The sequence below is a fragment of the Micromonospora sp. NPDC049836 genome, from assembly GCF_044465125.1.
Lineage (GTDB): Bacteria > Actinomycetota > Actinomycetes > Mycobacteriales > Micromonosporaceae > Micromonospora.
On sequence record NZ_JBITLH010000001.1, the window covers coordinates 636,507 to 655,845 of the forward strand.

A 19,339-nucleotide genomic window follows, 5' to 3' on the forward strand; every position below is an offset into this window, starting at 1 on the left:
CCACCGGACATGACTCAGGTGACCGGTCAGATCTCGATGTCGCTGGACGGGTACGTCGCGGCGCCGGGGCAGAGCAGGCAGGATCCGCTGGGCCGGGGCGGCCTGCGGCTGCACGAGTGGCTCTTCGCCACGGACGGCTGGCGGGCCCGACACGGGCAGGCCGGCGGGGAGCGCAACCTCGACGCCGAGGTGGTGGCCGAGATGACCGCGAACATCGGCGCGTACGTGATGGGCCGGCGGATGTTCGGCGGCGGTGAGGGCGCGTGGGACCCGGGGTGGACCGGTTGGTGGGGGGATGATCCGCCGTTCCGGGTGCCGGTCTTCGTGCTGACCCATCATCCGCGCGAGTCGCTGGTGATGCGGGGTGGGACGGAGTTCCACTTCGTCACCGGTGGCGTCGAGGCGGCCCTCGCGGCGGCCCGGGCGGCGGCCGGTGACCGCGACGTCGGGGTGGCCGGCGGGGGAAGCACGCTCCGGCAGTACCTCGCCGCCGGGCTGCTCGACTCGGTCTGGCTGCACCTGGTGCCGATCGTCCTCGGCGGTGGCACTCCGCTCTTCGCGGGGCCGCTCGACGGCGTCACGCTGGAGCCGGTGCGGGTGGTCCCCGCACCGGCCGTCACCCACGTGTTGTACCGGGTCAGGCCCGGCAGTCCCGGGCCAGCCGGGGCGGGATCGCCACGAACGTCGAGCTGAGCCACTTCACCGGGCTGGCCGACCTGGCCCCGGCGTCGAGTTGCTGCGCGGTCCGGCCGACCAGCGTCCTGATCTCCGGGTCGGCGGCCCTGGCGGCCTGCTCGCGTACGTCGTCGGCCAGGTCGGCGAGGTCGGTCTTGACCTGGGCGTTGATCTGCTCTGGGGTGAGCTGCTTGCGGGTCGCCGCCGCGGCGTCGGCGGCGATCTCCCGGCTCTTGGCGATGATGAGCTTGTCCACCTCGGCGCAGACCCCGACGGTGTTCGCCGCGGTCGGCGGGGACGGCGTGGCGGTGGTCGGGGCGGGCTCGACGGTGGTCGGCGCGGCGGTCGGGCCGCCCGCCGGGGCCGCGGCATCCGGGCTTCCGTCGGTCTGGCAGGCCCCGGCGAGGGCGGTCAGGGTCACCAGGGCGGCGGCGCGCAGGGCGGTGGTGGCGGACATCCTTCTCCCCGTACGGTCGTCGGTCACGGTCGGTGGTCGGACCGGGGCATCCTCGCGGTGCCGCCACCCGGGCCCCGGACGGATCGGGCGGCGTGGCACCGAGTGTGCCAAGCGGGCGGCGCGGGCGCCGGACAGGCGGTCCGCGCGCAGCGCGCCGGGCCGGCGAGGTGCCGGCCCGGCGTCGCGGTAGTGGCGTTGGTCAGCTCTTGAAGGCGTCCTTGATCTTCTCACCGGCCTGCTTGAGGTCGGCCTTGGACTGGTCGTTGCGGCCCTCGGCCTCGAGGCGCTCGTTGTCGGTCGCCCGGCCGACGCCCTCCTTCACCTTGCCGGCGGTGTTCTCGGTCGCGTTGCCGATCTTGTCGTCGTAACCCATCGGAACCTCCACTCAGCATTACGTCCTGACGAGATGGAGGTACCCCGTCGCCGGTCGGCTCAACCACGGCCGCTCACCGAGGGTGAACGGACCCCGGCTCAGCCGACCGGTCGGAAGCCGCGCAGCCGGAGGCTGTTGGCCACCACGAAGACCGACGAGAAGGCCATCGCGGCGCCGGCGATCATCGGGTTGAGCAGGCCGGCGGCGGCCAGCGGCAGGGCGGCCAGGTTGTAGGCGAAGGCCCAGAACAGGTTGCCCTTGATGATGGCCAGCGTGCGCCGGGAGAGCCGGATGGCGTCCACCGCCGCCATCAGGTCGCCCCGGACCAGGGTCAGATCGGACGCCTCGATCGCCACATCGGTGCCGGTGCCCATGGCCAGTCCGAGGTCGGCCTGGGCGAGCGCGGCCGCGTCGTTGACGCCGTCACCGACCATGGCCACCGTCCGACCCTGCGCCTGGAGCCGGCGCACCGCGTCGACCTTGTCGGCGGGCAGCACCTCGGCGATCACCTGGTCGATGCCGACCTCGGCGGCCACCGCCTGCGCCACGGTGGCGTTGTCGCCGGTGAGCAGCACCGGGGTCAGCCCGAGCTCGCGCAGCCGGCCGACCGCCGCGCGGCTGGTCGGCTTGACCGCGTCGGCCACCGCGAGCACGCCGCGGGCCCGGCCGTCCCAGCCGGCCAGGACCGCCGTCCGCCCGGCGGCCGCCGCATCGGTCGCCGCCCGCGCGATCTCCTCGGGTACGTCGAGTCCGCGCTCGCGCAGCAGCCGCAGCCGCCCGACCACCACCTCCCGGCCCTCGACGGTCCCGGTGACGCCGAGCCCTTCCGCGTTGGCGAAGCCGCCGACCGCCGGCAGGGCGCCCCGCTCGGCGGCGCCGTCGGCGACGGCCCGGGCGATGGGGTGCTCGGAGGCGGCCTCCAGCGCCCCGGCCAGCCGGAGCAGTTCGTCGGCGTCCTGGCCGGTCGCCGGCAGCACGTCGACCAGGGTCATCCGGCCGGTGGTGACGGTGCCGGTCTTGTCCAGCACGACGGTGTCCACCCGGCGGGTCGACTCCAGCACCTCCGGCCCCTTGATCAGGATGCCGAGCTGGGCGCCGCGTCCGGTGCCGACCAGCAGCGCGGTCGGGGTGGCCAGGCCGAGGGCACACGGGCAGGCGATGATCAGCACGGCCACCGCGGCGGTGAACGCGGCGGTCGCCCCTCCGCCGGTGCCGAGCCACCAGCCGAGGGTGCCCACCGCCAGGGCGATCACGATCGGCACGAACACCCCGGAGATCCGGTCGGCGAGCCGCTGCACGGCCGCCTTGCCGGTCTGCGCCTGCTCGACGAGCCGGGCCATCTGGGCAAGCTGGGTGTCCGCGCCGACCCGGGTGGCCCGGACCACCAGCCGGCCCCCGGCGTTGACGGTGGCGCCCACGACGGCGGCGCCCGGCCCGACCTCCACCGGCACCGACTCGCCGGTGAGCATGCTGGCGTCGACGGCGGAGGTGCCGTCCTCGACCACGCCGTCGGTGGCGACCTTCTCGCCGGGGCGGACCACGAACCGGTCCCCGACGGCGAGCTGGTCCACCGGGATCCGGGTCTCCCGGTCGCCGCGCAGCACCGCGACGTCCTTGACGCCCAGTTCCAGCAGGGCGCGCAGGGCCGCGCCGGCGGTCCGCTTCGAGCGGGCCTCGAAGTAGCGGCCGGCGAGGAGGAAGACGGTCACGCCGGCCGCCGCCTCCAGGTAGATGTTGCCGGCCCCGCCGCCGCGGCTGATGTCGAATTCGAACGGGTGCACCATCCCGGGCATCCCGGCGTCGCCGAGGAAGAGCGCCCAGAGCGACCAGCCGAACGCGGCCAGCGTGCCGAGCGAGACCAGGGTGTCCATGGTCGCGGCGCCGTGCCGGAGGTTGATCGCGGCGGCCCGGTGGAACGGCAGCCCGCCGTAGACCACGACCGGGGCGGCCAGGGTCAGCGACAGCCACTGCCAGTAGTCGAACTGCCAGGCCGGGACCATGGCGAGCACGATCACCGGCACGGTCAGCACGGCCGACACCCACAGCCGGGTACGCAGCCCGCGCAGCTCGTCCACCGGCGCGGCCGCCTCGGCGGCGGCCTGCGCGGGCGGCGGCGGTACGACGGCCGTGTAGCCGGTCTTCTCCACGGTGGCGATCAGGTCCGCCGGGGTGATCTGGTCGGCGTACCGAACGGTGGCCTTCTCGGTGGCGTAGTTGACGGTCGCCTCGACGCCGTCCATCCGGTTGAGCTTCTTCTCGATCCGGGCGGCGCAGGAGGCGCAGGTCATCCCGCCGATCGCCAGCTCGATCCGGTTCGGCGCGACCGGCAGCGACTTCGCGGTCGAGGTCATCGCGGCACCTCCTGTCAGCTGTGTCCGTGCCCGGGGGCGCCGTGTCCGGCGTCCGGGGTGGGTGTGGTCGGGGTGGCCGGCGCAGCCGGCGGCGGGACGTCACCGGCCACCACCGTGAACTCGGCGGTGTGCACCGCGTCGTCGTGCCGGAAGTCCAGGTAGAGACGGTACGTGCCGATCGAGGGCAGCTCGGTGGTGAAGCTCACCGCCGGTCCGGCCGGGGTCTGCCCGTCGCCGGGCGCGCCCTCCGGGTGCACGTGCAGGTACGCCAGGTCGCCCTGGCGCAGCGCGACCAGGTGCCCGTACGCCCCGAGGTAGGGCTGGAGGTCGGTGACCGGGCGGCCGTCCCGGGTCACGGTCAGGGTGAGCCGGCCGGCCTGGCCGGGCTGTGGCGTGCCGGCCAGCGTGACGGTGTAGCCGTCGACGGTGCTGCTGGTCGCGGGGGCGGGCAGCGGGTGCTCCACCAGCGGGCCGGGGACGGTCACGTCGACGCCGAGCGTCAGCGGCTCGCCGCCGGTCGGGGTGAAGTCCGCGAACGCCCGCCAGACGCCGGGCCCGGCGAGCGGCGAGGCGACCCGCCAGGTGCCGTCGCCGGTCAGTTCGGGGTGCACGTGCCGGAAGCCGGAGAGGTCGCGGCGGGCGACGATCAGGTGCATCCGCTTGTCGTGCGCGACGTCGTAGCGGGTGACCGGCCGGCCGTCCGGGCCGGTGATCCGGAAGGCGAACTCGCCGGTGGGGGCGTTCACCGGTTGCAGCGTGTAGCCGCGGTCGGCGACGAGCAGCCCGCCGGGCAGGTGGTCGGTGGACGGGTCGGCGTGGCCGTCACCGTGGTCGGCCGCGGTGGGGTCGTGCGCGGGGTCGGTGGCGTCGTGGCGGGTCTCGGCGGCGGGCGCGACGGGGCCGGTCAGGTGACCGACCCCGTACGCCGCGCCGAACACCGCCGCGAGGCCGAGGGCGAAGCCGCTCAGCTTCGTCGCCGTGTTCATCGGGGTACCTCGGTTTCTCGGGGTCCGCCGGCCGTCACGCCGGGACGAGGTCGTAACCGGCCTCGTCCACGGCGGCGCGGACGGCGTCCGGGTCCAGTGGGCTCTCGCTGCTGACGGTGACCCGGCCGGTGGCCAGGTCGACCTGGACGTCGGTGACGCCCGGGATCGCGCTCACCTCGGTGCTGACCGAGTTGACGCAGTGCCCGCAGGTCATGCCCTGCACCTGGTACGTGGTGGTGACCATGTCGAAACTCCTTCCCGCACCCCCATCCTATACCCCCCAGGGGTAGGAGAGGGATGGACCGGCGCGTCCGGGCCGTTACCGATACCCGGTGTGGGTATGCCCACGACCGGACCGTACCATACCCCCGAGGGGTACGCTATCCTCGACGTCATGACCGCACCGACGACCCCGACCCGGGGCTACACCGCCAGCAAGGATCAGCTGCTCGCGCGGCTCCGCCGCATCGAGGGCCAGGTCCGCGGCATCGAGAAGATGGTCGAGGACGACCGCTACTGCATCGACGTGCTGACCCAGATCTCGGCGATCCAGGCCGCCCTGGACAAGGTCGGCCTCGGCCTGCTCGACGGCCACGCCCGGCACTGCATGCACGAGGGCGCCGCCGAGGGGCGCGCCGACGAGATGGCGACCGAGATGATGGCCGCCGTCGGCCGGCTGATGAAGCGGGGCTGAGTCGGGACTTCCGGCCCCGATCCCGGGCCTCCTGGCCCGCCCGCCGGGGCCCCGGCCCGCCGTACCGTCGAGGTGGCGACCGGAGCCGGCGTCACCTCGCCGGACCGGCCGACCCTCGGTACAGACGGGAGGGCGGCCAGATGATGTGGAACGGCCCGATGATGGGCTTGATGTGGATCTGGTCCCTGCTGGGGCTGGTGGTGCTCGGCGCGCTGGTGTGGCTGGGGTTCCGGCTCACCGATCCGGCGGGTGCCGCGCGCGCCTCCGCGGCGGCCCGGCGCATCCTCGACGAGCGGTACGCCCGGGGCGAGATCGACGAGGAGGAGTACCGCCGCCGCCGTGCCGGCCTCGCCTGACGCCCGTCCCCGCTGCGGTGCCATGCGCGCCCCGGACGGCGCGGTGGAACACCTTCCGGCATGACGACACTCCGTAGCGTGACGACGGATGTCAAACGCGACGCTGGTCACGCAGGGCCACGACGAAATAGGGCTTCTGGTCGGCTTCCGGACGTAGATCCCCGCCCGGACTCTCAGGTAACCTCGCTGCCGGTCACCGCTGAAGGCGCGAACCGGCGCCTGCGGTACCGCCGCCCAATCGCCCGCGGGCGAGCCGGGGAACCAGGTACATGGGGTGAGTCCGCGTCAGCGGTAGGGGCCGCTTCCGTCCCGAACCCGTCAGCTAACCCGGTCGGCGGCCGACGGAAGGGAAGACTGTGACGGCACCCCTGCGCCGCTGGATCACACCGCTGGTGACCGTGCTCGCCGCGCTCGCCATCGTCGCCGGCCCCACCCCGGCCCTGGCCGCGCCCGCCACCCCCACCCCCTCGGGGCACGAGGAGGACGACGACCCGCCGCTCATCACCGAGGCGATCGAGTCGGCGAACCGGCAGTACGTCCAGGCGAAGACCAAGCTGGCGAAGTCGCAGCAACGCCAGCGCCAGCTGGCCGGCGAGGTGAAGGCGGCGCAGGACGAGCTGGAGGCGCTGCGGCCCCAGGTCAGCGCCATCGCCGCGCAGTCCTACCGGACCGGCCGGATCGGTGCCATGGCGATGCTGCTGGAGAGCCGGTCGCCGGACTCGTTCGTGCAGCGCGCCGCCGGCCTGGACGAGCTGAACCTGGTCAACGCGCAGAAGCTCGCCGCGATCAACACCGCCAAGACCCGGGCCGAGCAGGCCAAGCTCGCGCTCGACGCCGAGGTGCGCGAGCAGCAGAAGCTGACCAACGCGATGGCCCGGGAGAAGGCCGCGGCGGAGAAGGCGCTGAAGCTGGTCGGCGGGCTCGGCTTCACCGGCGGCCTGGTCTCGGCCACCTCCCGGGTGGCCGCGATCGGCCCGGGCCGGACCGCCGACGGCGACTGGAAGTCCGAGTCGTGCAGCGAGAACGACCCGACCACCTCCGGCTGCATCACCCCGCGCACCCTGCACGCCTACAAGGAGGTCAAGAAGGCCGGCTTCAACCGCTTCGTGGGCTGCTACCGCCCCGGCGGGCCGTGGGAGCACCCCAAGGGCCGGGCCTGCGACTGGTCGCTGCAGAAGAGCGGCTTCTCCCCCTGGCACAACAACGACATGCGGATGTACGGCAACAACGTGGCCGCGTTCCTGATCCGCAACGCCGACCGGCTCGGCATCTACTACGTCATCTGGAACCGGCAGATCTGGTTCCCGGCGACGGGCTGGAAGTCGTACAGCGGGCCGTCCAACCACACCGACCACGTGCACATGTCGCTGCTCTGAGTCCGTACGCGCCGAACGGGCCGTCCCCGCGACCACGCGGGACGGCCCGTTCGTCTGTTCGGGGGCGTCAGCCGGCGACGGCGGTGGGCGCCGGACCGGCGGCGCCGACCGGCGCGGGCACGGCCCGGCCGGGAGCACCCGCCGGCACCTCCGCCACGGTGCGCACCTCGCCCGCGCCGAGCCGGTACGACATGCCGACCACCGCGCAGCGCCCGGCGGCCACCCGCTCGGCGAGCACCGCCGAGTTGGCGACCAGGGCCTCCACGGTCTGCGCGATGTGGATGTCGACGATCCCGTCGATGTCCGTCACGCCCTCCCGCAGCGCCCGGCGCAGGCTCGGCACCACCGCGTCCACCACGGCGCCGAGGTGACCGGGCGGGGTGGCGCCGGTGGCCGTGGCCTCCCGGGCCGCCTGCACCGCGCCGCAGGAGTCGTGGCCGAGCACCACCACCAGCGGCGTGCCCAGCACGGTGACCGCGTACTCGACGCTGCCGAGGACCTCGGGGCCGGTGGTGTGGCCGGCGGTCCGGACCACGAAGAGGTCGCCGAGCCCGCGATCGAAGATGATCTCGGCGGCGAGCCGGGAGTCGGAGCAGCCGACGATCACCGCGAACGGGTGCTGCCCGTCGGCGACGAGCGCCCGGTGGTCGGCGTCCTGATTCGGGTGCCGGGGGGCGCCGGTGACGAACCGGTTGTTCCCGGCCTGCAGCTCGGCGAGCGCTCGCTCAGGAGTGGTCGGCGTCAATACACTCACCTCATCCTCGGCGCAAAAGACCTGGTCAGCCCGGCCGGCGGCAGAGGCGGCCTCGCCGACCACAGTCACACGCAGCCGAACGCCCGTCAAGGTATACGTGATACAGACTTCATACGTCCGGAGGTACTTGACCGGCCGCCGCGACGCGTCCACGCCGCCCGTCCCGGTCGCCCGACGGCCCGGATCGGCGCCGCCGGGCCCTACCATGACCACCATGTCGACCACACCTGGCGCGCCCGGGAGCGCCCGGAACTGGACCTTCCTCACCAACCACGGGCACGTCCTGCTGGCCATCGCGCGCAACCCCACCGCCCGGCTCCGCGACGTCGCCGACGAGGTGGGGGTGACCGAACGGGCCGCCCAGGCGATCGTCACCGACCTGGAGGCCGGCGGCTACCTGCGCCGCACCCGGGTGGGCCGGCGCAACGAGTACACGATCGACCCGAGCGGCCACTTCCGGCACCCGGCCGAGGCCGACCAGCAGGTCGGCGCCCTGCTCGCCCTCTTCAGCGCCGGACCCGACGACGAGTCCACCGGGAAGTGACCCGCGGCGGCGGCCGGCGCCCCACCCCGCTCCCGTCACCGCACGACCGGGCCGGCGGCGGTAGTCTCACCGCGTGCGCGACAGCCTGCGGCCGGACGAAACGACGGTGAGCGCCCGGATCGGGCACCGGATCCGACCTGTCCTCTGTGGAGCGGTCGCGGCGCTGCTCGGCACGGTCCTGGTGGCCCCCGCCCCCGCCGCCGCGGCCCCCCGCTGCGGCCCGGCCGGCAACCCCGCGCCGACCGAGCAGACCTGGGCACTGGACCGGCTCGCCCCCGCCTCGGCCTGGCGGGTGACCAAGGGCGGCGGGGTGACCGTCGCCGTGATCGACTCCGGCGTCTCGGCCAGCCACCCGCTGCTGCGCGGCCGGGTCCTGCCCGGCGAGGACTTCAACGGCCTGGTGAAGCTGCGCGGGCAGTGCGACCTGGTCGGCCACGGCACCCTGATCGCCGGCATCATCGCCGGCCGGGAGGGCACCGGCGTGCCGTACAGCGGGATCGCGCCGGAGGCGCGGATCCTGCCGATCCGGGTGCTCGCCGAGAACCGGGAGAACTTCGACCCGGCGGTGCCGGGCGAGATCGGCCGCGCCATCCGCTGGGCCGCCAACCACGACGCCGACGTCATCAACCTGTCGCTCGTGACGCTGGACGACCCGGCCCTCAAGTCGGCCGTCGACTACGCCCTCGGCAAGGGGGTGGTCCTGGTGGCCGCCGCCGGCAACCGGCAGGAGAACCAGGAGGACCGGCCCGCCTACCCGGCCGCGTACCCCGGGGTGATCGCCGTGGCCGGCGTCGACGAGCAGGGCCAGCACGTCGGCAGCTCGGTCAGCGGCGACTACGTCGACATCGCCGCACCCGGCCTGAACATCGTCGGCCCGGCGCCGCAGGGCTCCGGATACCTCGCCGAGCCGCAGGGCGGCACCAGCTTCGCCGCCGCGTACGTCTCCGGGGTGGCCGCGCTGATCCGCGCCGCGCACCGCAACCTCACGCCCGACGAGGTGGCCTACCGGCTGACCCGCACCGCCGACAACCCGCCCGACGGGCACAACGCCTCGGTCGGCTACGGCACGGTCGACCCGTACCGGGCGGTGACCAGCCTGCTCGGCACCCGGCAGGACCCGCCGCTCGGCGCGATGCCGCCCCCCGCGCCGCAGGCCGACCCGCTGGCCTGGCAGCGCACCGTGGCGATCTGGGTGGCCGTGGTGGGCGCGCTGCTGGCCGGCGCGCTGCTGACGCTGCGCCCGGTGCTGGCCCTCGGCCGCCGGCGCGGCTGGCGGCCGGGACGCCGACCGGCGCAACTGGACAGCTGACCCCTCGCCGGGTCCAGGCCCGCCGCCCGGACCCGGCCCAGAGCGCGGTACGCGGCCCGGCAGGGCGCGGTGCGGCCCCGAAGACCCGGTGCGCCGTCCGAGCCGCGCCACGGACCCGTCAGGACGCGCGGTGGAGCGTCAGGGCGCGCTGTGGCGGTCGGCGGGAGCGGCACGGTCATCCGGCGGGGCGGAACGCACCGCGGCCCCGCCCCGGCAGAGCCGGGTGCGGGGCCGCGGTGGACCGGTCCGGGTCAGCCCCAGGCCTTCGAGTTGCTCATCTCGGTGGTCATGTAGTTCTCGCGGGCGATGCCGACCGCGCCACCGATCTCGTTCAGGACCTTGTTGATGTCCCGCACGGCGGCGTCCCACTGGGCCTGGTGCTGCTCGTAGGCAACCCGGTCCTGGCCCTCCCACTCGAGCTTGGTCAGCATCGAGCGCAGCGTGTCCAGCTTCTCGTCGATGGTCCGCGAGATGGCCTGCATCTGCTGGTTGCTGCTCTCGAGGACGGCGTAGTCAACCTTGATGCTCATGAGTTCCTCCTCTGCCTGTCTTCGCGGATCACGGGTTGAGAGCAGAGTGGAACTTGTCCAGCATCTGCTGCTGCTCTTCGTCGTTGACCTGGTGCGTCGTGCCCGACTTGTCGAGCAGGTCCGCGATGTTGTCCATGGCCTGGAGCAGCTTGGCCGTGTCCTCGTTCCAGCGCTGCATCAGGTTCTGGAAACCCGTGGAGGCCTGGCCCTTCCAGGCCATCGCCAGGTCGTCGACCACGTTCCACAGCTTCTTCAGCTCACCGTCGACGTCGCTGCGCGTGGACCGCACGTCACTCGCGGCGGTGTGCAGAGTCGCTGCACTGACCTCGAACGCCATGCTTCACACCCTTCCGTCATCTCTGTGGCGGCGGATCCGCCGCGCCCTCCCCCGCGGCAAGGCGTACACACCCCACCGACGGACACTTCAACCGAACCGTAGCGGACGACGTCCAACCCGCGCAGCCCTGCCTTCCCATCGTCGTCTTCCGACACGGCAGGATCCACAACGCAATCCGCCCCGGACCGTACGAGTTGGACGGTCGTTGGCCAGGTCAGGGCTTCGGCCGCCGACGATCCGCTCAGGCCGGCTCCGTCCACGCCGTCTGGATCAGCTGCTGGCCGTCCCGGCGGCGCACCAGGGTGCCCCGGCCCGGCGGCTGCGGGCTCGGCCGCAGGTTGCCGAAGACGGCTCCCTCCTCCCGGCTGCCGGACATCAGCAGACCCGGCGAGTCCAGCTCGCGCAGGCGTTGCAGCACCGGCTCGTAGAGGGCGCGCGCCACGCCGCCCACCCGGCGCGTGATGATCAGGTGCAGGCCGATGTCGCGGGCCTGCGGCAGCAGCTCGTGCAGCGCGCTGAGCGGGTTGTTGCCGCCGGAGGCGACCAGGTCGTAGTCGTCGACCAGGATGTAGAGGTCGGGTCCCTTCCACCAGCTCCGGTCACGCAGCTGCGCGGTGGTCACGTCCGGGCCGGGCAGTCGGTTCTGCAGAGCGTTGCGGATCGAGCCGAGGCCCTGGCTGAACACCTGGTTCGACGGCGCGTAGTCCAGCAGGTGATCGCCCTCCACCGCGCCGAGCAGGCCGCGCCGGTAGTCGGCGATCACCAACCGGGCCTGGGCCGGGGTGTACCGCTCGGCGATGCCCCGGGCGATCAGCCGCAGCAGGTTGGTCTTGCCGCACTCGGCGTCGCCGAACACGGTCAGGTGCGGCTCACCGGCCAGGTCCAGGTAGACCGGGGCGAGCGCCGACTCGTTGACGCCGATCGGGATGCCCGGCGCCGACCGGTCGATCACCTTCGCCAGCTCGGCGACCGCCAGCTTGCGGGGCAGCAGCCGCACCTTCGGCGCGGGGCGGCCCGGCCAGTTCGCCGCCACGTGCCCGGCCAGCGCCACCGACGCCTCGGTCAGGTCCTCGATCTCGCGCTTGCCGTCGATCCGCGAGATCGCGGTGAGGAAGTGCAGCTTGTCCCGGGTCAGACCGCGGCCGGGCGTCCCGCCCGGCACGTTCTGCGCCGCCCGCCGGTCGATCTCCGACTCGGCCGGGTCGCCGAGCCGCAGCTCCAGCTTGGTGCCGAGCAGGTCGCGCATGTTGATCCGGATCTCCGCCCACCGCACGGCGGTGACCACCACGTGTACGCCGAAACCGAGGCCCCGGTTGGCCAGGTTGGTGATGGTCTGTTCCAGCTCCTCGTACTCCTGGCGCAGCGTGTTCCAGCCGTCGACGACCAGGAAGATGTCGCCGAACGGGTCATCGGCGAACTCACCGGCGGCACGGCGCCGCCGGTAGCTGGCCACCGAGTCGATGCCGTGCTGGGTGAAGCGCAGCTCCCGCTCGTCGATGATCGCGACCACCTCGGCCACGGTCCGGCGGACCGCCTCGGTGTCCCGCCGCCCGGCCACCCCGGCGGTGTGCGGCAGCCCGTCCAGGCTGCGCAGCGCGCCACCGCCGAAGTCGAGGCAGAAGAACTGCACCTCGCGCGGGGTGTGGGTGAGCGCCAGCGAGGCCAGCATCGAGCGCAGCATGGTGCTCTTGCCGCTCAGCGAGGCACCGACGATGACCACGTTGCCGCCCGCGCCGGCCAGGTCCACCATCATCGGGTCGCGCCGCTGCTCGTACGGCCGGTCCACGATGCCCACCGGCACGCTGAGCCGGCCGCGGCCCGGCCAGTCGGCGGTGGTCAGCCCGAACGTCGGGTGCACGCTCAGCGGCGGCAGCAGCTCGGCCAGGCCCGGCGGCTCGGCCAGCGGCGGCAGCCAGACCTGGTGCGCCGGGCGGCCCCGCCCCTTGAGCCGGTCGATCAGCACGTCGAGCATCGCCACGGCCTTGCCGTCGCCGCTCTGCTCCGGCTCCGGCACGACCTCCGTCGGGGTGGGCAGGGCCGGCGCCGGCACGTAGTCGATGCCGTACGGGACGATCCGGCGCTGCACCTGGGCCCGGACCGACCGCTGCACCTGCCCCGGCGCCCGGTACGGGCCGGAGACGTACGCGGCCCGGAACCGCAGCATCGTGCTGGTGTCGGTCTTCAGGTAACCGTGACCCGGCGCGTTCGGCAGCTCGTACGCGTCCGGCACACCGAGCACGATCCGGCTCTCCACCGCCGAGAAGGTCCGCAGACCGATCCGGTACGACAGGTGGGTGTCCAGCCCGCGCAGCTTCCCCTCCTCCAGCCGCTGGCTGGCCAGCAGCAGGTGCACGCCGAGCGACCGGCCGAGCCGGCCGATCATCACGAAGAGGTCGATGAAGTCCGGCTTGGCGGCCAGCAGCTCGCTGAACTCGTCACAGATGATCAGCAGGCTGGGCATCGGCTCCAGCGGCTCACCGGCCGCCCGGGCCTTCTCGTAGTCGTACCGGGAGACGTAGTTGCCGGCCGCCCGCAGCACCTCCTGGCGGCGGTTCATCTCGCCGGCCAGGGCGTCCCGCATCCGGTCGACCAGCGGCAGCTCGTCGGAGAGGTTGGTGATCACCGCGCTGGTGTGCGGCAACGCGTCCAGCGAGGCGAAGGTGGCGCCGCCCTTGAAGTCGACCAGGACGAAGTTGAGCTCCTCCGAGGAGTGCGTCACGGCGAGCGCGCCCACCACCGTACGCAGCAGCTCGCTCTTGCCGGAACCGGTCGCGCCGATGACCAGGCCGTGCGGACCCATGCCCTCGTGCGCGGACTCCTTGAAGTCCAGCTCCACCACGTTGCCGTCCGGCCCGACCCCGAGCGGGATCCGCAGCCGGTCCCGGTGCCCGCGCGGCCGCCAGGTCTGCTGGGTGTCCACGGTGGCCGCGTCGCCGATCCCGAGCAGGTCCGGCAGCTCCATGCTGCGGGACAGCGGCTCCTCCGCGGTGGCGCCCTGCTGCTGGGAGAGGCGGAAGGGGGCGATCTGCCGGGCCAGCCCCTCGGCGGCGGCCGCGCTCAGCCGGTCCGGCCGGCCCAGCCGGGAGGTCGTGGTGCCGCGCACCAGGTCCAGCCCGGTGCCGTCGCCGGCGTCCAGGCAGAGCAGCCACCGGCCGGCGTCCCGCGGGACCGTGCCGGAGAGGTCGATGACCGTGGCGCCGAGCAGACCGGCGCCCATCAGCGCGCAGGTCGCCGAGACCTCGCCGCCGTCGAGCAGCACCACCACGTGCGGCGCGGTGGTGAGCGGCTTGGCCTCCGGCGCGAACCGGGGCCGGCCGCCGAGTTCGTTGCTGAGCGCCACCTCCGCCTCGGCGAGGCTGGCGAAGACCATCCGACGTGCCCCCGCCGCGTCGGTCCGCCCCGGATGCTGGGCGTGCGGCAGCCACTTCACCCAGTCCCAGGCCGGCTGCCGGTCCGGCGCGGCCACCACCGCCACGATCAGGTCGTCCGGGGCGTGGAAGGTGACCAGCTGGCCCACGGCCGCCCGGGCCAGGTCGAGCACCGCGGCCCGGTCGCCGCGCAGGGCCACCCGGCTGAACGCCCGCAGGGACAGCGCGGTGGGCAGCTCCGGCACGCTGGTGTGGGCCCGGACGAAGCGGCGCAGCGCGATGGCGCTCATCGGCTCCAGGTCCTCGACCGGCTTGGTCTCCGGCGGCACGATCTCCACGGCCAGCCGCTGCGGGCCGAGCGCGATCCGGACCTCGCCGAAGTCGTCCTCGGTGATCCGCCGCTCCCAGAGCCGGCGGGAGGCGGCGATCGACCAGAGCGCGTCCGGCTCCGGGTGCCGCCAGGTCATCGCGGCCCGCTGCTGCTCGGCGGCCCGCCGGGTGCGCTTGCGCATCTGCGCCAGGTAGCGCATGTAGTCGCGCCGCTGGGCGTTCAGCTCAGCCTTGTCGTTGCCGCCGTTGCCGAGGGTGCCGATCGCCATGCCGAGCATCGACACGCCGAACAGGCCGCCGGCCACGTACGTCATCATGCCGCCGCCGCGACCGGCGTAGAGGAAGGCCATCGCGCCGACGCCGCAGAGCATCGGCAGGATCATCAGCACCTGACCCATGCCCTTGGACTGCGGCTCGGGCAGCTCGGGCGGGGACTCCAGCAACACCTCGCCCCGCGGCAACGCGGGCCCCGGTTGACGCGGAAGCCGGCGGAACACCACCGTACTCACGGCTCTCCCTCCCAGAAGCTGCCCTGATCGTGGTCTGCCGACGGCCCGAGACGTCGGGTGGGCAACCTGTGCGACCGCCATCGTAGGTAATCTCCCGGAGGCGTCGTGGACCCGTGGGGGGCGACGTCACCGGCCGAGGTGGATCGTAGGCGAGCACGAGGAGGCCAACAGTGGCGACGAAGACGGCGACCGGCGGGCTCAGCCGGATCACCATCGTGGCGCCGCGGACCAGGATGGATCTGGCACTGCCGTCCGACGTTCCGCTGGCCGACCTGCTGCCCACCCTGCTCCGGTACGCGGGCGAGGACCTGGCCGACGAGGGCGTACGGCACGGCGGGTGGAGCCTGTCCCGGCTCGGCGGTCCGCCGCTGGACGGTGGCCGCACCGCCGCGCAGCTGGGGGTCCGCGACGGCGAGGTGCTCTACTTCAACCCGCGGGCCACGGCCGCCCCCGAGATCGTCTTCGACGACGTGGTGGACGCGGTGGCCACCGCGACCAACCAGCGGCCCGGCACGTGGCAGGTCGGCACCACCCGGTCGTTCGCCGTGTTCTTCGCCGGCGCGGCGCTCGCCGCCGGGGCGGTGGCGGCGCTCCTCACCGGCCCGCCGCAGCTGCCCGGCGCGCTGGCCGCGCTGGTCGTCGCGGTGACCCTGCTGGTGACCGCCGCGGTGCTGTCCCGGGCGGCCGGCGACAGCCGCACCGGCGCCGTGCTGGCCATGGTGGGGCTGGGGTACGCGGCGATCGGCGGCCTGCTGGTGCTCGCCGGCGACCGGAAGCTCACCGAGCTGGCCAGCCCGCACGTGCTGATGGCCGCGACCGCGGCGGTGCTCTTCGGCGCGGTCGCCGCGCTGGCCGTCGGCGACCGGCTGCCGCTGTTCCTCGGCGCGGTCGCGGTCGGCGTGGCCGTCGCGGTCGGCGCGGCGCTCTGCCTGGCCTTCGGCATCGGCGCGGCGGCCGCCGCGGCGGTGGTCGCGACCGTCGCGTTCGCCGCCCTGCCCGCGCTGCCGATGATCGCCTACCGGCTGGCCCGGCTGCCGGTCCCGTCGATCCCGACCGGCCCGGACGACCTGAAGACCGACACCGAGGCGGTGGACGGCCCGCAGGTGCTGCGCAACAGCGAGCGCGCCGACGCCTTCCTCACCGGTCTGCTGTGGACGGTGTCGCTGCTGGTCCTCGGCGGCGAACTGGTGCTGGCCGACAACGGCCGGCTGCCGTCCGTGCTGCTCTGCCTGGTCCTGGCCCTGCTGTCGCTGCTGCGGGCCCGCCCGTTCCTCGGCCGCGCCCAGCGCACGCCGGTGCTGCTCGCCGGCACCGGCGGTCTGGGGCTGGCCGCCGCGGCCACCTTCGGCGCCGGCTCGCTGCCGGTCCGGCTCGGGCTGATCCTGGGCGGGCTGCTGCTCGCCGCGGTGATCAGCCTGATCTACGGGCTGACCGTGGCCGGCAAGCGGATCTCGCCGGTCTGGGGTCGCACCCTGGACATCGTCGAGATCCTGCTGATCATCGCGGTGGTGCCGCTGGCGGTCTGGGTCTGCGGCCTCTACGGCTGGATCGTCAACCTTCGACCGTGACGGTGCCCATCGCGGTGGCCACCGGCGCGGTGGCGTAGACGCCCGGGCCGTGCTGCCCGTCCAGCGGGCGGGCCGGCACGCCGCACCGCTTCGCCACGTCCCGGACGACCTTCACCAGCGCCTCCGCGTGCCCGTCCATGGCGGCGACCCGCAGCAGCGGGGGCACCCGCCGGCCGCCCGGCAGCACCAGCGCCGCGACCGTGTGCGACGGCGCGGAGGTGGCGGTCACCGCGTCCACCAGCGGGCCGAGTGCGCCGTTGGGGCGTACCCGCAGGGCCAGGCAGTGCTGGGTCCAGCCGCCGCCGCGCAGGCTGGTCCAGCTCTCCACCGGCGACTCCGGCGCCAGGTCCAGCCCGGCTCCGGAGACCACCGCGGCGTGCAGTTCGTCCCGGCTGAGCACCCGGTGGCCGAGGCCGGCCGCGGTGAGCGCCTTGCCCAGCCGGCCCATGCCGGCGGACACGGTGCGGTGCACGCCGCGCAGGCCACCGCCCCGGCTCACCGCCTCGGCGCGGGCGTCGGCGACGGAGAGGCGCAGCGCCACCCAGACCGTCCGGTGCGCGGCCGGCGGCGCGCCGGGCGCCGGGTACCAGACCAGGGTGTGCGAGACGACCTGGGTCTGGGTGACCGGGCCGGCGAAGTCGGCGAGCACGGCGAGGGCCCGGTCCACCACCGCGGCCTCGACCGAGCCGGCCGGCGCGCCGGGCCGCCCGGTCAGCGCGACCGCGGCGAACCAGCCCCGCTCGTCCTGCCCGATGCCGAGCCGGGTGCCGCGCTCGGTCAGCTCGACCACGTTCAGCTCCGGGGCGAGCGCGGCCAGCCGCGGATCGCCGGCCGGCACCGCGCCCCGGGCCCGCTCCCGGCGGCGGCGCAGCCGGCGGCGCAGCGCCAGGTCCTCGTACCACCAGCGGCCGCCGCGCCGGGCGAAGGCGGCGACGACCGCCAGCAGGGCCGGTACGCCCACCGCCGGCAGCACCCAGGTGGGGCCGGCGGTGGCGAACCAGACCGCGAGCGCGGCGCACTCCAGCACCACCAGCTGGCCCACGACGACCGGGCCGAGGCGGCCCCGCCGGCGCTGGTCGCTGGGCGCGACCGGACGGTCGTCCGGGGCGGCGGGGGCGGTGGCCGTACGACCGGGTGGCGCCTGGACCTGCGTCATCGGTAGCGTCCCTTCTGGACATCCTGGGCATCCGCCGGATCATTGCGGGCCGGGAGGGCGGGCGGGGTCCCGGTGAACCCCCGGCGGCCCCTTATCGTAGGGAAGCCCGCGGCGGAGTTCGGACCTGATCGCCGTGGACCCACCCCCGCCGGAGGTTAGTCATGCGGACCCGCCGCGATCAGGTGCAGGCGTACCGCTTCGTCACCCGCCGCATCGTCTCCGCGCTGCTCTCCGGCGACCCGGAGACCAGCGACCTGCCGATGCGGCGGCTCGGCATGGCGGTCTTCGGCAGCGTGCTCGCCGCCGCCGTGGTGCTCGGCGGCGCCGGGGCGTACGGGCAGCTCACCGGCAACGCGGCCCCGCTGGCGGCGGACACGCTGGTGATCGAGCGGGAGACCGGCGCCACGTACGTGTTCACCGAGGGGAAGCTGCACCCGACGCTCAACTACGTCTCGGCCCGGCTCATCCTCGACAAGGCCGACCCGCCGGTGCGGACCATGTCGCGGGCCTCGATCAAGGACCGGCCGCGCGGTCGCACGGTCGGCATCGTGGGCGCCCCGGACGACCTGCCGGACCGGAAGTCCCTGGTCGGGCTCCCCTGGTCGGTGTGTGACGTGCCGGACCCGGTCGATCCCCGGCGGTCCACCACCCGGCTGGTCATCGACCGGCCGCTGGCCGGCGGCGCCCCGCTCACCGACGAGGCGGTGCTGGTCCGCACCGACGAGGCGCGGTACCTGCTCACCGGCGGCGCGCGGCTGCGGGTGGTCGGCGAGGAGCAGGCGCTGGTCGCGTTGAAGATGGCCGGGGCGCCGGCCCTCGGCGTGGGCCAGCAGTTGCTCAACGCGGTGCCGGTCGGGCCCGCGCTGCGCAAGCCGAACATCGAGGGGTACGGCAGCGCGAGCGGCCTGGCGGTGGCCGACCGCCCGGCCAAGGTGGGCCAGGTCTTCCGGGCCGCCGACCAGTACTACGTGCTGACCCGGCAGGGGCTGGCGGCGATCCGGGAGGTGACGGCGCTGCTGCTGCTCGGCGACGGCGGTCAGGTCACCGACATCACCCCGGACCAGGCCGGCCGGCTCCTCACCGACCAGCGGCTGGAGCCGGACGGCCTGCCGCAGCGGCTGCCCGCCCTGCACGAGGTGCGGGCCGGGCACAGTGTGCTCTGTGTCACATACCGGGCGAGCGGGGCGGGCCAGCCGCCGACCACCACGCTGGAGGTCTTCGACCAGCCCCCGCCCGAGTTGACCGCGGCCACCGGGGTCGCCGCCCGGCAGGGCTCGCGGGACGCGGTACGGACCGCCGAGAGCGTGCTGCTGCCCGGCGGCAAGGGCGTGCTGGCCCAGGCCGCGGCCGGGGAGACCGGGAAGGCCGCGGCCGGTGCCACCGTCTACCTGATCACCGCCCAGGGCGTGCGTTACCCGCTCGGCGCCGACGCGGGCGATGCCCGGGTCGCGCTCGGCTACGGCGACGTCGCACCGCTGGCGGTGCCGGCCTCGCTGCTGGCCCTGGTGCCCACCGGGCCCGCCCTGCAACGGCGGGACGCGATGGCCTACTTCGACCCGGGCGCGGCGTCGGCCGGCCCGGACGGGCCGGCCGATTCGGCGGCGGGCACCGACCCGCCGGCCCAGGGGGGCTGACCACCGTTCGGTCCGATGTGGAGCGGCGGCCG

General features: G+C 74.5%; 18 protein-coding genes and 1 riboswitch. Of the genes, 8 read left to right on the forward strand and 10 right to left on the reverse strand.

Annotation, left to right across the window (positions count from 1 at the left end):
• The first annotated feature begins 9 nt into the window (after nucleotides 1-9).
• Nucleotides 10-693, forward strand: a complete 684-nt coding sequence (locus tag ACIBPB_RS03015) for a dihydrofolate reductase family protein (protein ID WP_396837922.1) — start codon at nucleotides 10-12, stop codon at nucleotides 691-693.
• Here ACIBPB_RS03015 and ACIBPB_RS03020 read toward each other — a convergent pair.
• The 5 genes from ACIBPB_RS03020 to ACIBPB_RS03040 form a co-directional block, all read right to left on the reverse strand.
• Nucleotides 638-1,132: a hypothetical protein gene (locus ACIBPB_RS03020; protein WP_396837923.1), complete on the reverse strand. Its 495-nt coding sequence runs from the start codon at nucleotides 1,130-1,132 to the stop codon at nucleotides 638-640. The genes ACIBPB_RS03015 and ACIBPB_RS03020 overlap by 56 nt on opposite strands.
• Before the next feature lie 199 nt (nucleotides 1,133-1,331).
• Nucleotides 1,332-1,505, reverse strand: a complete 174-nt coding sequence (locus tag ACIBPB_RS03025) for a CsbD family protein (protein WP_357309663.1) — start codon at nucleotides 1,503-1,505, stop codon at nucleotides 1,332-1,334.
• Between the two features lie 98 nt (nucleotides 1,506-1,603).
• Nucleotides 1,604-3,856: a heavy metal translocating P-type ATPase gene (locus ACIBPB_RS03030; protein ID WP_396837924.1), complete on the reverse strand. Its 2,253-nt coding sequence runs from the start codon at nucleotides 3,854-3,856 to the stop codon at nucleotides 1,604-1,606.
• Between the two features lie 14 nt (nucleotides 3,857-3,870).
• On the reverse strand, nucleotides 3,871-4,842 hold the full coding sequence (locus ACIBPB_RS03035; protein ID WP_396837925.1) for a hypothetical protein: 972 nt from the start codon (nucleotides 4,840-4,842) through the stop codon (nucleotides 3,871-3,873).
• Between the two features lie 34 nt (nucleotides 4,843-4,876).
• Nucleotides 4,877-5,086, reverse strand: coding sequence for a heavy-metal-associated domain-containing protein (locus ACIBPB_RS03040; RefSeq protein ID WP_396837926.1), 210 nt, complete (start codon nucleotides 5,084-5,086; stop codon nucleotides 4,877-4,879).
• A 150-nt stretch (nucleotides 5,087-5,236) separates the two neighbouring features.
• On the opposite strand from ACIBPB_RS03040, the gene ACIBPB_RS03045 reads away from it, so the two are divergent.
• From ACIBPB_RS03045 to ACIBPB_RS03055, 3 genes are all read left to right on the forward strand, one after another.
• Nucleotides 5,237-5,536: a metal-sensitive transcriptional regulator gene (locus ACIBPB_RS03045; RefSeq protein ID WP_046568942.1), complete on the forward strand. Its 300-nt coding sequence runs from the start codon at nucleotides 5,237-5,239 to the stop codon at nucleotides 5,534-5,536.
• 170 nt (nucleotides 5,537-5,706) lie between these two features.
• On the forward strand, nucleotides 5,707-5,892 hold the full coding sequence (locus ACIBPB_RS03050) for an SHOCT domain-containing protein (RefSeq protein ID WP_396837927.1): 186 nt from the start codon (nucleotides 5,707-5,709) through the stop codon (nucleotides 5,890-5,892).
• 221 nt (nucleotides 5,893-6,113) lie between these two features.
• Nucleotides 6,114-6,245, forward strand: a riboswitch (cyclic di-AMP (ydaO/yuaA leader).
• Between the two features lie 3 nt (nucleotides 6,246-6,248).
• Complete coding sequence (locus ACIBPB_RS03055; RefSeq protein WP_357309645.1) at nucleotides 6,249-7,268, forward strand: hypothetical protein; 1,020 nt, start codon at nucleotides 6,249-6,251, stop codon at nucleotides 7,266-7,268.
• A 67-nt stretch (nucleotides 7,269-7,335) separates the two neighbouring features.
• Here ACIBPB_RS03055 and ACIBPB_RS03060 read toward each other — a convergent pair whose 3' ends face one another.
• The gene (locus ACIBPB_RS03060; RefSeq protein WP_396838171.1) at nucleotides 7,336-8,013 is read right to left on the reverse strand and encodes a carbonic anhydrase; all 678 of its coding nucleotides are present in this window, start codon (nucleotides 8,011-8,013) and stop codon (nucleotides 7,336-7,338) included.
• Between the two features lie 214 nt (nucleotides 8,014-8,227).
• Here ACIBPB_RS03060 and ACIBPB_RS03065 point away from each other — a divergent pair, with 214 nt between their 5' ends.
• Both ACIBPB_RS03065 and mycP read left to right on the forward strand, forming a co-directional pair.
• Nucleotides 8,228-8,566 (forward strand): helix-turn-helix transcriptional regulator, encoded by a 339-nt coding sequence (locus tag ACIBPB_RS03065; protein WP_396837928.1) that lies wholly within the window; start codon nucleotides 8,228-8,230, stop codon nucleotides 8,564-8,566.
• 73 nt (nucleotides 8,567-8,639) lie between these two features.
• Nucleotides 8,640-9,875 (forward strand): type VII secretion-associated serine protease mycosin, encoded by a 1,236-nt coding sequence (mycP, locus tag ACIBPB_RS03070; RefSeq protein ID WP_396837929.1) that lies wholly within the window; start codon nucleotides 8,640-8,642, stop codon nucleotides 9,873-9,875.
• 251 nt (nucleotides 9,876-10,126) lie between these two features.
• On the opposite strand, the gene ACIBPB_RS03075 is transcribed toward mycP, so the two are convergent.
• From ACIBPB_RS03075 to eccCa, 3 genes are all read right to left on the reverse strand, one after another.
• The gene (locus ACIBPB_RS03075) at nucleotides 10,127-10,405 is read right to left on the reverse strand and encodes a WXG100 family type VII secretion target (protein ID WP_396837930.1); all 279 of its coding nucleotides are present in this window, start codon (nucleotides 10,403-10,405) and stop codon (nucleotides 10,127-10,129) included.
• Nucleotides 10,406-10,433: 28 nt separating this feature from the next.
• Complete coding sequence (locus ACIBPB_RS03080) at nucleotides 10,434-10,742, reverse strand: WXG100 family type VII secretion target (RefSeq protein ID WP_046568948.1); 309 nt, start codon at nucleotides 10,740-10,742, stop codon at nucleotides 10,434-10,436.
• Between the two features lie 241 nt (nucleotides 10,743-10,983).
• Complete coding sequence (eccCa, locus tag ACIBPB_RS03085) at nucleotides 10,984-14,949, reverse strand: type VII secretion protein EccCa (protein WP_396837931.1); 3,966 nt, start codon at nucleotides 14,947-14,949, stop codon at nucleotides 10,984-10,986.
• A gap of 170 nt (nucleotides 14,950-15,119) precedes the next feature.
• Here eccCa and eccD point away from each other — a divergent pair, with 170 nt between their 5' ends.
• Entirely contained in the window at nucleotides 15,120-16,517 is a 1,398-nt protein-coding gene (gene eccD, locus ACIBPB_RS03090; protein WP_396837932.1) for a type VII secretion integral membrane protein EccD, read from the forward strand.
• On the opposite strand, the gene ACIBPB_RS03095 is transcribed toward eccD, so the two are convergent.
• Nucleotides 16,501-17,673: a type VII secretion protein EccE gene (locus tag ACIBPB_RS03095; RefSeq protein WP_357309621.1), complete on the reverse strand. Its 1,173-nt coding sequence runs from the start codon at nucleotides 17,671-17,673 to the stop codon at nucleotides 16,501-16,503. The genes eccD and ACIBPB_RS03095 overlap by 17 nt on opposite strands.
• A gap of 161 nt (nucleotides 17,674-17,834) precedes the next feature.
• Here ACIBPB_RS03095 and eccB point away from each other — a divergent pair, with 161 nt between their 5' ends.
• Nucleotides 17,835-19,307 carry a type VII secretion protein EccB gene (eccB, locus tag ACIBPB_RS03100; protein WP_396837933.1) on the forward strand — a complete coding sequence of 491 codons (1,473 nt, stop codon included), beginning with the start codon at nucleotides 17,835-17,837 and terminating at the stop codon, nucleotides 19,305-19,307.
• The last annotated feature ends 32 nt before the right edge of the window (nucleotides 19,308-19,339 follow it).

What these genes read in the sequence shown, in the direction of transcription:
- ACIBPB_RS03015 (WP_396837922.1), top strand. Translation starts at nt 10, where the DNA reads ATGACTCAGGTGACCGGTCAGATCTCGATGTCGCTGGACGGGTACGTC.
- ACIBPB_RS03020 (WP_396837923.1), bottom strand. Translation starts at nt 1,132, where the DNA reads ATGTCCGCCACCACCGCCCTGCGCGCCGCCGCCCTGGTGACCCTGACC.
- ACIBPB_RS03025 (WP_357309663.1), bottom strand. Translation starts at nt 1,505, where the DNA reads ATGGGTTACGACGACAAGATCGGCAACGCGACCGAGAACACCGCCGGC.
- ACIBPB_RS03030 (WP_396837924.1), bottom strand. Translation starts at nt 3,856, where the DNA reads ATGACCTCGACCGCGAAGTCGCTGCCGGTCGCGCCGAACCGGATCGAG.
- ACIBPB_RS03035 (WP_396837925.1), bottom strand. Translation starts at nt 4,842, where the DNA reads ATGAACACGGCGACGAAGCTGAGCGGCTTCGCCCTCGGCCTCGCGGCG.
- ACIBPB_RS03040 (WP_396837926.1), bottom strand. Translation starts at nt 5,086, where the DNA reads ATGGTCACCACCACGTACCAGGTGCAGGGCATGACCTGCGGGCACTGC.
- ACIBPB_RS03045 (WP_046568942.1), top strand. Translation starts at nt 5,237, where the DNA reads ATGACCGCACCGACGACCCCGACCCGGGGCTACACCGCCAGCAAGGAT.
- ACIBPB_RS03050 (WP_396837927.1), top strand. Translation starts at nt 5,707, where the DNA reads ATGTGGATCTGGTCCCTGCTGGGGCTGGTGGTGCTCGGCGCGCTGGTG.
- ACIBPB_RS03065 (WP_396837928.1), top strand. Translation starts at nt 8,228, where the DNA reads ATGACCACCATGTCGACCACACCTGGCGCGCCCGGGAGCGCCCGGAAC.
- ACIBPB_RS03075 (WP_396837930.1), bottom strand. Translation starts at nt 10,405, where the DNA reads ATGAGCATCAAGGTTGACTACGCCGTCCTCGAGAGCAGCAACCAGCAG.
- ACIBPB_RS03080 (WP_046568948.1), bottom strand. Translation starts at nt 10,742, where the DNA reads ATGGCGTTCGAGGTCAGTGCAGCGACTCTGCACACCGCCGCGAGTGAC.
- ACIBPB_RS03095 (WP_357309621.1), bottom strand. Translation starts at nt 17,673, where the DNA reads ATGACGCAGGTCCAGGCGCCACCCGGTCGTACGGCCACCGCCCCCGCC.
- eccB (WP_396837933.1), top strand. Translation starts at nt 17,835, where the DNA reads ATGCGGACCCGCCGCGATCAGGTGCAGGCGTACCGCTTCGTCACCCGC.